Origin of the sequence: Kineosporia sp. NBRC 101677, assembly GCF_030269265.1 — a bacterium.
GTDB classification, from domain to species: Bacteria; Actinomycetota; Actinomycetes; order Actinomycetales; family Kineosporiaceae; genus Kineosporia; species Kineosporia rhizophila.
The window spans coordinates 265,719-281,112 of the sequence record NZ_BSTA01000008.1 but is presented as its reverse complement, the minus strand read 5'-3'; the positions used below and the strand labels follow the sequence as shown (position 1 = coordinate 281,112).

The window sequence follows — 15,394 nt, the reverse complement described above, 5'->3', positions numbered from 1 at the left end:
GGGTTGAGAAAGGCCTTCGTCCGGCTCCCGGCAGGCCGTGACGACAGAGAAGGAGATGGGGGTCAACCCGCGATGGACCCGACACAGCTGGTCGACGAGGCACTACGCCGTTTCACCGTCATGCAGGCGGCGGCGAACTCCGCACCCGCCACCGCCCTCGAGGAGCCGGCCACGCCCGCGCTGGTAGCCGTGTTCCAGCACCTCGCCAAGCTTGACGGGTGGGCGAAGATCGCCATCGACCGTCTGGTCGCAGACCCTGAGAACGCCCGGGCGGCAGCCGATCTCAAGCTGAGCATGGACCAGGCCGCGCGCCTGCACCCGCAGTTCATGCGCACGCTGGCCGAGGTCTGTGCCACCTCGGCGGCGGCCCCGCCGGTCCGTGCCCCACAGGTTCCGGCGCCCGGTCAGCTCTAGGGCCCGCAAGTATTTCGAAAAGCTGTCCGGACACACAATTGTCCGGACAGCTTTTCTGTTCTCGCCGATGTTGCCGGTATTCCTGTCGATTTCACCGGGATGATCCTGTGGCTGCAGATTGCTGTTCGGTTATTCACGGTGGGTGACGGAAAGATGCGGGCCGGGCATTCGGCGATGCGCAATGTACGGGGCCGGTCACTCACCCGGGGTAATTTCCCGGGCGCGTGCGACACGGGTTCACCAATAGTTCCGTCCCGGCCGCTGATGCGCAATGGCCCGGGTCGTGGTGAATCTGCGGGCCCGCAGGTCTGGTCTGGCCCCCGGGCGGGGATGTAGAACGCATGTTTGGGGCGCTTCGGTGGCTGTGCCGCCGATCGCCCCTACGCGTCGTCCTACCCCGATGGAGAGACATGGACACCACGCTCGCCCAGCCCGCCGACGGCACGTCACTCACGCTGCCCGCCGGATTCCGCTGGGGTGTCGCCACCGCTGCCTACCAGATCGAGGGGGCGGCGGCCGAGGACGGCCGCACACCGTCGATCTGGGACACCTACTCGCACACCCCGGGCCAGGTGGTCGGCGACGACAACGGTGACGTGGCCTGCGACCACTACCACCGGATGCCGCAGGACGTGGCCCTGATCAAGAGCCTGGGGCTGGACACCTACCGCTTCTCGATCTCCTGGCCGCGGGTGCAGCCGGGCGGCAGCGGGCCGCTGAACCCCAAGGGGGTGGACTTCTACCAGCGTCTGGTGGACGAGCTCCTGGCCAGTGACATCGACCCCTGGGTCACGCTGTACCACTGGGACCTGCCGCAGGAGCTGGAGGACGCGGGCGGCTGGCCGCACCGGGACACGGCCTACCGGTTCGCCGACTACGCGGCGCTGATGTTCGAGCAGCTGAGCGACCGGGTGAGCAACTGGACCACGCTGAACGAGCCCTGGTGCTCGGCCATGCTGGGGTACGCGTACGCCGCGCAGGCGCCCGGCCACAAGGACTTCCCGTCCGGCATTCGTGCGGTGCACCACCTCCTGCTCGGCCATGGTCTGGCCACCCAGCGCCTGCGTGAGGCGGCGGGCGACCGGGAGATCAAGCTGGGGATCACGCTGAACCTGGGTACGGCTCACCCGGCCACCGACAGTGCGGAGGACGTGGACGCGGCTCGCCGCGCCGACGGCCTGAACTCCCGCCTGTACCTCGACCCGCTCTTCCGGGGCAGCTACCCGGCCGACGTCGTCGAGGACCTGGCCCGCCGCAACGCCGTGCTGCCCATCGAGGATGGGGACCTCGAGGCGATCAGCACGCCGATCGACGTGCTGGGGGTCAACTACTACACCGGTTGGCTGATCTCTCACCTGGACGAGAACGGCTCCCCGGTGGACTCGGACGGCGCCCTCGTCGCCCGGGACATCGGCCGGGGGCGTCCGGTGACGGCGATGGGCTGGGAGATCGTTCCCGAGTGCTTCACCGAGCTGCTGGTGCGGCTGTCCCGGGACTACCCCGGCACCCCGATCGTGATCACCGAGAACGGTGCCGCGTTCCCGGACGAGGTGGCGGCGGACGGTTCGGTGCCCGACCCGGAGCGCACGGCGTACATCAAGTCGCACATCGAAGCAGTGGCCGAGGCGGTGGCCCAGGGGGCCGACGTCCGGGGTTACTTCGTCTGGTCGCTGCTGGACAACTTCGAGTGGTCCTACGGGTACGACAAGCGGTTCGGCATCATCCGGGTCGACTACCAGACCCAGGAGCGCACCCTGAAGGACAGCGCGCACTGGTTGCGCGGGCACGTGCAGTCCTGGCGGGACTCGGTGTCCGGGTAAGTGCGTGATTGAGGACGCGGGTGGGCCTCAGGCGCCCACCCGCGTCCTTTGTTTTGATCTGGTTTCGAGCAAAAACCGAAACCGCTTTTTCGTTGGTGGGTTTCACCTGTCCAGTTGTCTGGACAACTCAGTGTGAGGGCGACGTCACATCCCGAACCGGTAATACCGGGGCGGGGAGTGCCGTTCACTGAAGTGGCGGCGCAACCGCCGCCCCGCGGAAGTCGCGGAGGAAACCCACCGAAGGGCACCAATGATCAACAACCTGCGCACCCAGCTCGCCGAGCGACGGATGGTCCGGCAGCGTTCCCGCCGCCTGGCCGAGGAACTGGCCAGCTACAGCACCCCGGCCGAGCGTCAGGAACTCGACGCGATCCTCAGCCGGCACACCGAGGACGAGATCGCCGAGCTGGAGAGCCTGCTCAACAACCAGGCCGTCAGCCACTGACCGGTACCGGTAGTTCCCAGCACGACAACCCTCGAGGCGCGCCAGTGACGCAGCGCCCATGATGATGCGGCGACACGAAGACGTGTCGCCGTTGTTGTTTTGTCCCCGTGTCCCGGCCGGAAAAGCCGAACGGCCGCAACCCTTCCGGGTCACGGCCGCTCGAGAGCCGGATCAGAAGTTGATCATGTGCCCGGCCAGGCCGTGCACCGCTTCCTTGACCGCCTCGCTCAGCGTCGGGTGAGCGTGCACGTTGCGGGCGATCTCGTGCACCGTGAGGTCCCACTGCTGGGCCAGCGTCAGCTCCGGCAGCAGTTCGGTGACCTCGGGCCCGATCAGGTGGCCACCGATCAGCTCGCCGTACTTCGCGTCGGCGATCAGCTTCACGAAGCCGACCGGCTCGGCCAGGCCGTGCGCCTTGCCGTTGGCGGTGAAGGGGAACTTGGACACCTTGACGTCGTAACCCTTTTCGCGGGCCTGGGCCTCGGTGTAACCGAAGCTGGCGACCTGCGGGCTGCAGAACGTGGCGCGCGGGATCATCGCGTAGTCGAGCGTCATGGTCTCGGCCCCGGCGATCGTCTCGGCCGCGATGATGCCCTGCGACTCGGCCACGTGGGCCAGCATCAGCTTGGCGGTCACGTCACCGATGGCGTAGATGCCGGGCACGTTGGTGCGCAGGTGGTCGTCGACCTCGATGGCGCCGCGCTCGGTGAGCTTGACGCCGGTGTTCTCCAGGCCGTAGCCCTTCGTCCGGGGGACGAAACCGATGGCCTGCATGACCTTGTCGGTCTCCAGGACCTGCTGCTTGCCGTCCTTGGTGACGGTGACCCTGACCGGGCCGGAGCCGTCCTCGATCGAGTCCACGCGGGTGCCGGTGAGGAGCTTGATCCCGGCCTTCTTGTAGCGCTTGGCCAGCTCGGCCGAGACGTCCGGGTCCTCCAGGGGCAGGATCCGGTCGAGGAACTCGACGATCGTCACGTCCACGCCGTAGTTGCGCATGACGTAGGCGAACTCGATGCCGATCGCGCCGGCGCCCGCGATGATGATGCTCTTGGGCAGCTCGGAGGTCATGATCTGCTCTTCGTAGGTCACGACCCGCTCGGACAGGGACGTGCCGGGCAGCAGCCGGGTGGTGGCGCCGGCCGCGATGATGCAGTTGTCGAAGGTGACGCTGTCGGTGCTGCCGTCGTTCAGCTTCAGCTGCATGGTGTGGGCATCGCTGAACGTGCCCCAGCCGTTCAGCTCGTCGATGCCGTTCTTCTTCATCAGGAAGTGGACGCCCTTGACCCGGCCGTCCGCCACCGACCGGCTGCGCTGGAAGGCGGCCTTGTAGTCGAAGGTCACCTGGCCCTCGATCTGGATCCCGAAGGTCTTGGCCTCGGAGGAGATCGTGTGCGCCAGGTCGGCGTTGCGCAGTAGCGCCTTCGAGGGGATGCACCCGACGTTCAGGCACACACCGCCCCAGTACTTGCTCTCGACGATGGCCACTCGCTTGCCGAGTTGTGCCGCACGGATGGCAGCGACATAGCCGCCGGGGCCGGCTCCCAGAACGATGACGTCGTAATGACCAGGCATGTCCATACACGTTAGTGACCTCCGGCAGCGGGCGCCGCGCAGGTCCCGGTGTGGCGTACGGCGTCCGTCCGGCGCTGGGTGGGCCGCTCTTCGTGCGCTTTGTGACCGGTGAGTTACTTTCTGGCGTTGAACCCTTGTGATCTTCGTTCGGCAAATCGGAACATAGGGCATCTTCCGGGTCATACCGGACGTGTTCCCTGACATGGCTCTGCCATCGCGTCTGCCGAGAGGATCCACCGTGAAACCCAGTCGTCTGCTCGCCGGCACGTCTGTCGCGCTCGCCACTTCCGCCATGGTCGTGGTGTCGCTGGCCGCTCCGGCGAGTTCGGCCACCCAGAAAGAGACGAGCGGCACCAGCCGTCTCGCCCCGGTCAGTGTGGCCCAGCAGGCCTCCGTCTCCCAGGACAAGGCCGCCGACGCCCTGCTGGCCAAGCTCGGGAAGGCGAGCGCCGGCGTCTACTACGAGGGCGGGAAGCTGAAGGCCGCGGTCACCACCGAGGCCGCCCTGGCGACCGCCCGGGCCGAGGGCGCCACGGCCCGCCTGGTCGGCAACAGCACCGCCGAGCTGTCCGCGGCGATGAAGCAGCTCAACCGCACGGCCAAGGTCCCGGGCACCTCCTGGGCCGTCGACCCGGCGTCCAACCGGGTCCTGGTCAGCGCGGACAGCACGGTCAAGGGCGCCCGGCTGGCCAAGGTCGAGGCCGCGGTGGCGAAGCTCGGGGCGAAGGCCACCCTGGAGCGGGTGCCGGGCGAGTTCAGCACCCGGATCAACGGCGGCACCGCCATCTACGGCCCCACCAGCGGCCGGTGCTCGCTCGGGTTCAACGTGCGCCGCGGCACGACGGACTACTTCCTCACCGCCGGGCACTGCACCAGGTCGATCAGCACCTGGTACGCCGGGGGCAACGGCCGGACGCTGATCGGGCGCAACGCCGGCTCCTCGTTCCCGGGGAACGACTACGGCCTGGTCCAGTACACCGGCACGATCACCCGCGAGGGCACGGTCAACCTCTACAACGGTTCCTCGCAGGACATCGCCAGCGCCGGGACGCCGACCGTCGGGCAGACCGTCTACCGCAGCGGCAGCACCACCGGTCTGCGCAGCGGCCGGGTGACCCAGCTCAACGCGACGGTCAACTACGCCGAGGGGAGTGTCACCGGCACGATCCGCACCACGGTGTGCGCCGAGCCCGGCGACAGCGGCGGCTCGCTGTACGCCGGCACCGTGGCCTACGGGCTGACCTCCGGCGGCAGCGGCAACTGCTCCTCCGGCGGGGTCACCTACTTCCAGCCGGTGCCGGAGGCGCTGAGCGCCTACGGGGTGAGCATCTACTGACGTCGGTGACGTCGTCCTGACCGATCCGATCTAGGGGGCCTCTACGTGAGGACGCCGGTGAACCCTGACCACCGGCGTCCTCACTTTTCTGCTGCCGGTTGCCACCCGTTGGTATGACGGGCATAGCCTGGTCGTCCCCGGGGCGGGGGACTGGAAGACTGATCCCCGAAGATGTCCCTCCCGACGCAACCGACCCAGGGGTCTCCTGCGTCAGAGCCGAAGGCTCAGGTGGGACGCAGCGCGTTCCGCAGGGAATTGATCGGACAAAAGCCACGCGGCCGGGGCGATCCGGTTCGGGTGGATCGCTGCTGTCGCGTACCGTAGTACCCGGTAGAGGGAAGGAGCGTTGCCTTGTCGGAGCCGGCGCGCAGGTCGCAGGAATCGGGCAACCCGCTCATCGAGGGAGTGAACGCGGCTGAGTCACACACCGGGACACTGGAGTACGCCTCGACGATGGCCGGGACGGCTCACGATCCCGGGCTGCTCGGAACCTCCGCGGGCACCGATCTGATCGGCTCCACCTCTACTGACGCGTCGTTTTCCAGCTCATCGGATGGTTCGGGACCAGTGCGACTGATCGGCGAGGACGAGACCTCGAAGGCGATGCAGGCGGCGGGAGCAGCGGCGGGTTCGCTCAGCCCCGACCCCGACGCGACGGTGCGGGCGGCCCAGCCCGGCGCCGCCGAACTGCTGTCCACCGCAGGCCTGCCGGATGTGACGGGAGACCTCACCGACACCGGCCTCCAGCTCAGCGCCGCCTCGGTCGGCGCCGCGCTCGCGGCCACGGGAGCTCCGCTGAATATGGCATCCGTCTCATCGTCGTCCTCCGGCGAGCCCGCGCAGGGCCCGGCCTCCGGATCGCTGCCCACCCCGGGCGCCGACTCCACCGAGCCGCACGCCTACGTGCCCGACCCGGCCAGTTCGCCGGTGTCGCCGCCCACCGGTAATCCGCTGGGCGGTCCGCCGGCCTTCGGCACGCCGTCACCGCAGGGCGGCCCGCGCTCGGCCCGCACCCCCGACACGGGTGCCTTCGTGCCGCGTGAGGTGCTGGCCCGGCGGCGCGCCGCCGAGGCGATGACGCGCGCCATCGTGATGGCCCCGCCCCTGCCGCCCTCGATGATGACGGGGGCGATGCAGGCCCCCGGTCTGGCCCAGCCCACCAGCGGTGCGATCACCCAGCCGGGTGCCCCGGGCACCTCGCAGACCCAGGTCGACCACGCCGCTCCGCCGCCGCCCGCTCGTCCGGCGGCCAAGAGCCGCAAGCGCAAGGGGCGCAAGCACGGGGCACACACGGCCGGCATCCCGCTGGCCGACCCGGCCAGCACGCCCCAGACCGCGCCCACCCCGCAGCAGCCGCCCACCGGTCCGATGTCGATGCCCGCGCCCGGCACTGCGGGTGTGCCGATGGGTTACCCGGCCCAGGGCTACCCCCAGGGCTATGCGCCGCAGGGGTATGTGCCGCAGCCGGGTTACGCGCCCCAGGGGTACGTGCCTCAGGGCTATGCGCCGCAGGGGTACGTGCCGCAGCCGGGCTACGCCTACCAGCCCAACGTGCCCACCGGTGCGATGCCGGTCAGCGCCATGGGCTCGGTCGGCATGCCCACCGCGCCGCCCCAGCACCAGGCTCCGCCGACCAACCCCGGCCCGTCCAAGTCCACCCGGTGGGCTCTGCTGGCTGCGGTTGTGCTGGTCATCGGGGGTCTGGTGGGCGGGGTGCTGTACAGCAACCGCGGGCCGGACGATGCTGCCAAGAACGCCGGCGCGTCTGTGGCGCCCACGCCCTCGGCGAGCGCTACGCAGGCTGCGCCGACGGTGGCGCTCAACTTCGAGGCCTCGTCCTTCGCCGAGAGGGACAGCGGCATCGAGGTCAAGGGCGGCGGTGTCTTCAAGTCCGAGGGTTACAACGCCCAGGACTTCGCCGGTCTGAAAGACGGCGTGGGACTGATGCTCGACCTGGGCAGTGCCAAGAAGGTCTCCTCGGTGAGCTTCGACGTCGGCGGTGCGCCGGTGACGGTGGGGCTGCGGGCCGGTGACGAGTACACCTCCAGCGACCTCGGCGCCTTCTCGAAGAAGGTTGTTCCCCAGGGAGAGAAGACCGGCAAGGTCACGTTCGACGCCTCGTCGGAGGGGGCCCACCAGTACTGGTTGATCTGGGTCACTGGTCCGGCACTGCGAAGCGACGGCCGTTACGGCGTGACGCTGACCGACCTCAAGGTCACCGGCCCCAAGGGCTGACCACAGCTTGCCGAAGGGCGCGGACCTCCCCACCGGAGGCTCGCGCCCTTCACCTTTTGCCCCTCAGATCCGCGAGCGCAGACCGTCCAGCACGTGATCGGCCAGAGGCCAGCGCGGCACCACCCCGTCCACCACCACGGCCACCGACCCCCGGTAGGTGCGCACCCAGCTCACCCCGTCATAACTCAGGGCCGCACTAGGGCGGGCGAGCCAGCGGCGCAGGGCGTCGCGGTCGAACACGGCATGGCACTCCCCGCCCATCCAGCACTCCACATAGGCGCGGTAGATGCGCAGCTCCAGCGTCACCGGGGCACCCCCGGCATCGCGCAGATCAAGAGTCACGCCCGCCATGTCTTCAGGGTGCGGGAGTAGCTGACGCCCCACGATGTCGGCGGATGGCACGGTCCGTGCACCACTCCTGACCCTCCGCGAGGGCAAGTGCGGTCTTCGGCCTGAACCTCGACGGCAAATCAGGCAGGCCGCTCAGGTCCGCGATCCCGCCGGACCGGGCGCGGCCCCCCTCGGATCATGGGGGACGGAACCGTGACCGGACCGGGCTGGGGACTGGGGCGGCTGAGCGGCGGCTGAAGTAGGGCTCGGGTCTGGCTCAGGCGGTCGGCGCCGGGCTGTTCTCCGGCAGGGTCACGCTGGCCGGCCTCACCTGAGGCGCGCCCGGCGTGCCGGCGGTCGACTTGGGGGCCTCGCCGTACCCGTAGCCATAGCCGTATCCGTCGTACCCATTGCCGCGCTTGCGCTTCGGGGCGAAGTTCAGCACCGAGCCCAGCAGCTTCGCGTTCACCGCGTCCAGGGCCTGCAGGGCGCGCGTGGTGTCTTCCTTGCGGGTGCGACCGTGCCGGATGACCAGCACCGCGCCGTCGGCGGCGGCGGAGAGTACGGCGGCGTCGGTGACCGGCAGCAGCGGGGGAGCGTCGACGACGACCACGTCGTAGTGCTCGGCCAGGGTGGCCAGAAGGTCGGCCATCTGCTGGGATCCGAGCAGCTCGGAGGGATTCGGTGGGGTGGGGCCGGAGGGCAGCACGGCCAGCATGTCGCGGCCGTAGACGGTGACCACCTCGCGCAGTTCGTGCCGGCCGGCGAGCACCGTGGTCAGGCCCGCGCCGCTGCTCACCCCCAGGTAGCGGCCCACGCTGGGCTTGCGCAGGTCGCCGTCGACCAGCACCACACGGGCTCCGCCGAGCGCCAGGGTGAGCGCGAGATTGCAGGCGGAGGTGCTCTTTCCCTCGTCCGGCAGCGGAGACGTGATCACGATGACCCGGGGCGGGGAGTCGACGTCGGCGAACTGCAGGTTGGTGCGCAGGGTGCGGAAGGCCTCGGCCCGGGCGCCGTGCTCGTCCCCGTCGACCAGGGGCTGCCGGCTGGTCTCCGGGTCGAACGGCACCACGCCCAGAGGCACTGCCCCGGTGAGCTTCTCGATGTCCGAGACGGCGGTCACCGAGGTGTTCATCGCATCACGCAGCACGGCGGCCCCGATGCCCAGGCCGAGGCCGACCAGCAGGCCGAGTGCCAGGTTCAGCGGGACCCGCGGCGAGACCGGGGCGGAGGGCTCGGTGGCCCGCTCGATCACCGACAGCCGGACCGGTGAAGCCGCCTGCTGCGGAAGCCTTTCCAGCTGGGCCACGTAGCCGGGGAACTGCTCGGCGATGCCGTTGGCGATGACCGCCGCCCGGGCCGGGTCGGTGTCGGTGACGGTGATGTCGAGCAGCACCGTGTCGGCCGGGGCGGTCACGCTGATCTGGCCCGCGCTGACCGGTACGCCGTAGCCCTGGGAGACCTTGGTGAGCACGGCCGGGCTGGTGACCACGTCGGCGTACGACTTGATCCGCTGCTGGATGAACGAGCTGCCCTGGCTCATCCGGGTGACGTCGCCGGTGCGGGACTCGCTGCCGTTGCCGACGAACAGTTCGGCGGTGGCCGAGTAGGTGGGCACCTGCCGGTCGGTGTAGAGGTAGGCCGCCCCCACGCCGAGAGCCGTGAGCAGCAGCACGACCAGCCACTGCCGGCGCAGGACGTGCAGGTACTGAACGATGGTCACGCGCGTTCCCCCAGGGCAATGTCCGGACATCTGTTCAGCGCTGAACGGCGGCTTCATGCTATCCGCGGCGAAAGGCCCTTCACGTGCGTTGCGGCAATCCGTTCGGGCCAGCCCCGGATCGGTATTTCGGGCAGTCGAATACCGCCCGTATGGAATGCTGGTCGATCGACCGGGACGGCTTGCGCATTTACGTCGTGAATGGTGGGCCGGGACCGAGTTATTGCACGGTGCAGTGTCGGTGTGCGTCGGGTGTGGGTGGAGGTGCGCAGTGGCACTGCACCCACGGTGCACCTGCAAACCAATTCTCCCAGCGGCTGGAGAAAGCGGCTAATTCGTGCCTATGCTGACAATTACTGCACGCGCAGTAGGTGTCGGCGGACCATATTTGCGCGATTGACGGGGGTCATCGTGATGACGGTGGAACGCTGGACAGGGCACGAGGCGTGGGCTTTGCGCCGGGCCCTGAGAATGACAGTGGTGGGATTTGCCGAATACCTAGGTGTCGGCACCCGCACAGTGAGCAAGTGGGAGGCCCGAGGGGCCGACATCGAGCCGATGCCCGAGCTGCAGGCGGTGCTCGACACCGCCCTGGCCCGGGCCGACCGGGCCAGTGCCGAGCGATTCCGGCTGCTGATCCAGGCCGGTACGGCGGCCCGGGCGGCGGCCGGGCGGCGGCGTGGTTCGGCAGAGAAGTCACCCTCCTCGTCCTCGGCGGCAGCGGCGGCCTCGGCACCGGGAATCTCCCCGGTGGTCAGGCCGGCGGCCGGGGCCGGACGTTCGGTCCGGGCCACCCGGGCGGCCGCGGTCTCGGCCGAGCCCGCAGGCCGCGGGCCACGCACCTCGGTGCGTGACCGCACTCTTGCCCCCGGTCGGCTGCGTCCCCGGCGTCGGCCGGACCAGCTGGGGGTGTCCGGGCCGTCCGGTCCGGAGCTGCAGCCGGTGAGCAGTCCCGGTGGGCCCTCGGGCCCACAGGCGAACGGGGCGCCCGACTGGAGCACCGATCCGCTGGTCCAGCTGCGGGTGCCGGAGGTGCCCGAGGGCGGGGCCCCCACGGTCTCCCCGTCGCTGGCCTGCGCTCCTCCTGAGGGGCTGGAGAGCACCTGGGTCACGGCCCGGGCGCACGCTCCCGAACCCCAGGTCGGTCACGTCACGGTGGGCCGCAGCGATGTCGAGGCGGTGCAGGAGACGGTCTCGTTCTTCAGCCGGGTCGACCACCGCCGCGGTGGTGGGCACGCCCGCACCGCCGTGCTGCAGTACCTCACCTCCGACGTGTCCGCCTTCCTGCACGGGCGGTTCGCCGACGACGAGGTGCGGCGTCAGATGTTCGCCGCGGCCGCGGAACTGGCCTGCCTGGCCGGGTGGATGTCGTACGACGACGCCGAGCACGCCACCGCGCAGTGGGCCGGATCGATCGCGGTGAAACTGGCAGCGGAGGCCGGCGACGCCCCGCTGACCGGATTCGCCCTGCGGGCGATGTCCCGGCAGGTGCTCGACCTGGGGCAGCCCGACCGTTCCCTCGACCTGGCCGCAGCCGCGGTCAGCGGTGCCCGCTACCAGCGGGCCGTCCCGCGCGAGCGGGCGCTGCTGTCGATGGGGCAGGCCCGGGCCCTGGCGGTGGCCGGAGACCGGCCGGCCGCCATGGTGGCGCTCCGGCAGGCCGAGGCGGAACTGGCCTCGGCCTCGGCCTCGGACGTCGAGCCGGACCGGGTGTTCTTCGTCAGTCAGGCCTCGCTGGCCCATCAGTCCGGGTGCGTGCTGCGCGACCTCGGAGACCTGAGGGGTGCCCAGGATGCCTTCGAACGGTCGGTGCAGAGCCGGCAGAGATCCCGGTTCCCCCGGGCGCACGCGATCACCCTCGGCGACCTCGGCGACGTGCAGGCCCGGCTGGGCCGTCACGACGACGCGGTGGCCACCTGGTCACAGGCCCTGGATGCGATGTCGGGCGTGCGCTCGGCCCGCACCCGGGCCATCGCCCGGCGCATCCGGGTGATGACGGCCAGCAAGCCGGTCCGGGTCGCCGGTTCCGAGGAACTGGCCGCCCGGGTGGAGCACTACCTGGCCGGCTGACCCGACCGGAGTGGCCCGCGTCCGCATGCCGACACCGCGCGGGCCACCACCGGACGACCTACCCCAGATGTCGGCTGATGCCCCGGTCCCGCGCCGACCGGGGCGTCAGCCGATCCCGGGTCCGGCTGCCCATGGTCCAGTTCCCTGGTTCCCTGGTCGATGAACACTGCCCGGGGCACGGGAGAGGGGGACGGTGCCTGTGGACGTCTTCGCCGGCCGCATCCTCGAGGCCCTGCCCCGTAGCCCGGGCCAGGCCTGGGCCAAGCTCCGGCACGCCGTGGAGGTGCTGGGCCAGGAGCCCCGGATGCTTCTCGCCTGCGTGCTCCTGATCCTGGCCGGTCTGGCCGTGGCCTTCACCCGCAGCCGCGCCCCCTCGGTGTCGGCCGGGCTCGGGCTGGTCCTCAGCAGCGTGATCTGGCTGAGGGTCAGCCAACCCCGCGAAGGCACGGTCCTGGTGCTGCTGGCCCCCACCCGCGGCATCACCGAGGCCGATCTGCTCGTACCCCTGGTGATCGGCCTGGCCCTAGCGGTGCGGGCCGTACGCCGGTACACGCCCGGAGCCGGCTCAGCCCGCGTATTCCTGCCCTGACGGCCGGTCGTCCGGGCCGCCCCGGCGGCCCGGAGGCGGCGCCTGGGACGGCAGACGGTTGGGATGGGTCTCCTGGTACGACCAGCGCTCCTCGGCCCACACCTGGCCGCGCAGGTGGTAGCCCCGCTCCTCCCAGAACCCGCGGCGCGGCTGCAGCAGGTACTCCCAGCCGCGGAACCACTTGGGGCCCTTCCACGAGTACAGGTGCGGGATCACCAGCCGGACCGGGAATCCGTGCTCGGGGGACAGCGGCGCGCCGTCCTGATGGGTGGCCAGCAGGGCGTTGTCGGCCAGCAGATCGTCCAGCCGTACGTTCGCGCTGTAGCCGTACTGGCCGTAGACGATCACGTTGGTGATGCCCGGCAGCGGGGGATAGGCCTCGACCACGTCGCGGGCGTAGACGCCCTCCCACACGTTGTCGAGCGTGGTGAACTTGCCCGCGCAGTGCATGTCCGCGGTGAGTTCGGCCCGCGGCAGCTTCTCCAGCTCGGCCAGGCTGACCACGAACGACTCGTCGCTCTTGGTGGCCCCGCCAAAGCTCATCTGCCAGGTGTCGCGGTCGCGCACCCGGGGCACCGGCCCGTAGTGGCGCACCGGCCGGTCGGTGCGGCCGGACTGGCCAGGAGGCAGCGGACGATCGTCCGGGTTCTCGCCCGGCGGATGGTCGTGGCCCGGTCCCTCCTGCATCCCGCCCCTCATCCCGCCCGTCAGGCTCTCGTCGTCCGGTCTGGTCCGTACGATCTTCAAGTACCGACCGGCGTCCTCCATGTTCGACGCTGACCGCCCGATCCGCCCAATCCGCAGGTCGGCGGGGGGTCGGACTCTACTGAGGGGTTGCTCAGGACTGTTAACCGAGCCCGCTTACGTGACTGAAGGGATCCGTACCCGCCCGATTGCACCCGGTCATGTCCGCAGGTGGGGGCTCAGGGGGCCGGATAGGCGGTGACCTCACCGGCCTTGGCCGACAGTCGCACCCGCAGACCGGGGGCCAGCCGCAGATCGGCGACCGCAGCGGCGGTGACGTCGACCAGGGCGGCCGGTGATCCCTCGACCGCCACGCGCACCCGGTCGGTGAGCAGTTCGACGCCGCTGACGGTGCCCTCCCAGACATTGCGCGGTGAGCCTTCCGGAAGTTCGCCCAGATGCAGGGAGATCGCAGTGGGGGCCAGGGCCGCCAGCAACCGGTCGCCCTTCTGCAGTCCCGCCGGCACAGCGGCCGCCACCAGTTCCCCTCCGCCCTCCAGATCGATACGCCCCAGCTCGGGATCGGCCAGCCGGCCGGAGTAGAGATTCAGCCCCATCAGCCGGGCCACGTACTCGGTGACCGGCCGGCGGGCGACCTCCGAGGGCGTCCCGGTCTGCACAATCCGGCCCTCCTCGAGAACCAGGATGCGATCGGCGAGGACCAGTGCCTCGAGCGGGTCGTGGGTGACGACGATGCTCGGGCCGGCGAACGCGCTGAGCCGTCGGCGCAGCTCGGCACGGATCTCCAGCCGGGTGCGGGCGTCCAGGGCCGCCAGCGGCTCGTCCAGCAGCATCATCGCCGGTCCGGAGGCCAGGGCCCGGGCCAGCGCCACCCGCTGGGCCTGACCGCCGGAGAGCTGCCCCGGCCGGCGGTCCGCCAGGGCCTCAAGGTCGATCTGGCGCAGCACTTCCCGGGCAGCAGCGCGGGCTGCACCTCGGCGGACTCCCCGCGCGCGCTCGGCGAATGCCACGTTGTCGAGAACGCTGAGATGCGGAAAGAGCCGGTAGTCCTGGAACACCAACCCCACTCGCCGATCGGTGGCGGGCACGAAGACACCGGAGGACGGCTCGTCCCAGGTAGTTCCGGCCACGCTGACCCTGCCCTCGCGCAGAGCGAGCAGCCCGGCCAGAGTGCGCAGGAGAGTGGTCTTTCCCGCGCCGTTGGGGCCGAGTACGGCGAGTACCTCGCCGGGGGCGACGCGGAACTGCGCGTGCAGGTCGAGGGTGCCGCGGCGTACGGTCACGTCGGCGTCGAGTCCGACAACGGACGTTTGTGGGCCTTGGTCGGTCACAGTCGGCTCCCGCTGCCGATCCAGCGGTCTCTGAGCAGGGCCAGCACCGCGACCGAGACCCCCAGCAGGATCAGGCTCAGGGCGACCGCGGCGTCCGGTTCGCTCTGCATGGTCTCGTAGACGTGGACCGGCATGGTCTGGGTCAGGCCGGGGAAGTTGCCCGCGAAGGTGATCGTGGCGCCGAACTCGCCCAGCGCCCGGGCCCAGGTCAGCACGCTCCCGGCGACCAGGCTGGGCCAGATCAGCGGCAGGGTGACCCGGCGGAAGGTGGCGAAGGGCCGGGAGCCGAGGGTGGCGGCGGCCTCCTCCAGCCCACGGTCGGCGCCGCGCAGCGCACCCTCCACCGTGACCACGAGAAACGGCATGGCCACGAAGGTCTCGGCAATGATCACGGCCCAGACGGTGAAGGGCAGGGAGAAACCGGTCCAGTCGTAGAGGTACTGGCCGAAGAAGCCGCGGCGGCCGAAGGCGACCAGCAGGGCGACCCCGCCCACCACCGGAGGCAGGACCAGCGGCAGCGTCACGATCGCCCGCAACGCGTTGATGCCCCGGCGCGGGCTGCGGGCCAGCACCCAGGCCAGCGGCACCCCGAAGAACAGGGAGAGCCCGGTCGCGGCGGTGGCGGTGGTCAGGGAGAGACGCAGCGCCTGAAGGGTTTCCGGCCTGGACAGCAGGTGCGGCAGATCTGCCCAGGGGGTTCGCAGCAGCAGTCCGAGCAGGGGAAGCAGCAGGAACAACACCGCGACCGCCGCCGGCAGTGCGATCGGCCACGGGGTGCGGGTGTCCGGGGAGCGCCCGCTCTCCCGGACCCGCGAGGTGACGGTCAA

Annotated in this window: 13 protein-coding genes; 7 read left to right on the top strand and 6 right to left on the bottom strand. The window is 70.5% G+C overall.

The window, feature by feature from the left end; all coding sequences use genetic code 11:
• The first annotated feature begins 72 nt into the window (after window positions 1-72).
• The 3 genes from QSK18_RS23830 (at window position 73) to QSK18_RS23820 (ending at window position 2,679) form a co-directional block, all read left to right on the top strand.
• On the top strand, window positions 73-414 hold the full coding sequence (locus tag QSK18_RS23830) for a hypothetical protein (protein WP_232813660.1): 342 nt from the start codon (window positions 73-75) through the stop codon (window positions 412-414).
• 410 nt (window positions 415-824) lie between these two features.
• On the top strand, window positions 825-2,234 hold the full coding sequence (locus QSK18_RS23825) for a GH1 family beta-glucosidase (protein WP_232813661.1): 1,410 nt from the start codon (window positions 825-827) through the stop codon (window positions 2,232-2,234).
• A gap of 250 nt (window positions 2,235-2,484) precedes the next feature.
• The gene (locus tag QSK18_RS23820; protein ID WP_232813662.1) at window positions 2,485-2,679 is read left to right on the top strand and encodes a hypothetical protein; all 195 of its coding nucleotides are present in this window, start codon (window positions 2,485-2,487) and stop codon (window positions 2,677-2,679) included.
• Between the two features lie 171 nt (window positions 2,680-2,850).
• Here the strand turns inward: QSK18_RS23820 and lpdA are convergent, their stop codons facing one another.
• Window positions 2,851-4,251, bottom strand: coding sequence for a dihydrolipoyl dehydrogenase (gene lpdA / locus QSK18_RS23815; RefSeq protein ID WP_232813663.1), 1,401 nt, complete (start codon window positions 4,249-4,251; stop codon window positions 2,851-2,853).
• Window positions 4,252-4,489: 238 nt separating this feature from the next.
• Between lpdA and QSK18_RS23810 the strand changes: the two genes are divergently transcribed.
• Both QSK18_RS23810 and QSK18_RS23805 read left to right on the top strand, forming a co-directional pair.
• Entirely contained in the window at window positions 4,490-5,587 is a 1,098-nt protein-coding gene (locus tag QSK18_RS23810; protein ID WP_232813664.1) for a S1 family peptidase, read from the top strand.
• Window positions 5,588-6,154: 567 nt separating this feature from the next.
• Window positions 6,155-7,822, top strand: a complete 1,668-nt coding sequence (locus QSK18_RS23805; RefSeq protein ID WP_285623519.1) for a hypothetical protein — start codon at window positions 6,155-6,157, stop codon at window positions 7,820-7,822.
• A 63-nt stretch (window positions 7,823-7,885) separates the two neighbouring features.
• Here the strand turns inward: QSK18_RS23805 and QSK18_RS23800 are convergent, their stop codons facing one another.
• Together QSK18_RS23800 and QSK18_RS23795 are read right to left on the bottom strand one after the other, a co-directional pair.
• Window positions 7,886-8,173, bottom strand: coding sequence for a hypothetical protein (locus QSK18_RS23800; protein WP_232813666.1), 288 nt, complete (start codon window positions 8,171-8,173; stop codon window positions 7,886-7,888).
• Between the two features lie 256 nt (window positions 8,174-8,429).
• Complete coding sequence (locus QSK18_RS23795; protein WP_232813667.1) at window positions 8,430-9,875, bottom strand: tyrosine-protein kinase domain-containing protein; 1,446 nt, start codon at window positions 9,873-9,875, stop codon at window positions 8,430-8,432.
• Window positions 9,876-10,352: 477 nt separating this feature from the next.
• Here QSK18_RS23795 and QSK18_RS23790 point away from each other — a divergent pair, with 477 nt between their 5' ends.
• Together QSK18_RS23790 and QSK18_RS23785 are read left to right on the top strand one after the other, a co-directional pair.
• Window positions 10,353-11,942: a tetratricopeptide repeat protein gene (locus QSK18_RS23790; RefSeq protein WP_285623515.1), complete on the top strand. Its 1,590-nt coding sequence runs from the start codon at window positions 10,353-10,355 to the stop codon at window positions 11,940-11,942.
• Window positions 11,943-12,135: 193 nt separating this feature from the next.
• Window positions 12,136-12,531 carry a hypothetical protein gene (locus QSK18_RS23785; protein ID WP_285623512.1) on the top strand — a complete coding sequence of 132 codons (396 nt, stop codon included), beginning with the start codon at window positions 12,136-12,138 and terminating at the stop codon, window positions 12,529-12,531.
• On the opposite strand, the gene QSK18_RS23780 is transcribed toward QSK18_RS23785, so the two are convergent.
• The 3 genes from QSK18_RS23780 to QSK18_RS23770 form a co-directional block, all read right to left on the bottom strand.
• A complete protein-coding gene (locus QSK18_RS23780; protein WP_232813670.1) occupies window positions 12,508-13,218 on the bottom strand; it encodes a molybdopterin-dependent oxidoreductase in 711 nt (236 codons plus the stop codon). The genes QSK18_RS23785 and QSK18_RS23780 overlap by 24 nt on opposite strands.
• A gap of 236 nt (window positions 13,219-13,454) precedes the next feature.
• Window positions 13,455-14,567, bottom strand: coding sequence for an ABC transporter ATP-binding protein (locus QSK18_RS23775; RefSeq protein ID WP_285623507.1), 1,113 nt, complete (start codon window positions 14,565-14,567; stop codon window positions 13,455-13,457).
• Window positions 14,564-15,394 (bottom strand): ABC transporter permease, encoded by an 831-nt coding sequence (locus QSK18_RS23770; protein ID WP_232813672.1) that lies wholly within the window; start codon window positions 15,392-15,394, stop codon window positions 14,564-14,566. Before QSK18_RS23770 ends, QSK18_RS23775 begins: the two co-directional genes overlap by 4 nt.

Excerpts from the sequence above, each read along its gene's own strand:
- lpdA (WP_232813663.1), bottom strand. The coding sequence starts at position 4,251 with ATGCCTGGTCATTACGACGTCATCGTTCTGGGAGCCGGCCCCGGCGGC.
- QSK18_RS23825 (WP_232813661.1), top strand. The coding sequence starts at position 825 with ATGGACACCACGCTCGCCCAGCCCGCCGACGGCACGTCACTCACGCTG.
- QSK18_RS23820 (WP_232813662.1), top strand. The coding sequence starts at position 2,485 with ATGATCAACAACCTGCGCACCCAGCTCGCCGAGCGACGGATGGTCCGG.
- QSK18_RS23780 (WP_232813670.1), bottom strand. The coding sequence starts at position 13,218 with ATGCAGGAGGGACCGGGCCACGACCATCCGCCGGGCGAGAACCCGGAC.
- QSK18_RS23800 (WP_232813666.1), bottom strand. The coding sequence starts at position 8,173 with ATGGCGGGCGTGACTCTTGATCTGCGCGATGCCGGGGGTGCCCCGGTG.
- QSK18_RS23830 (WP_232813660.1), top strand. The coding sequence starts at position 73 with ATGGACCCGACACAGCTGGTCGACGAGGCACTACGCCGTTTCACCGTC.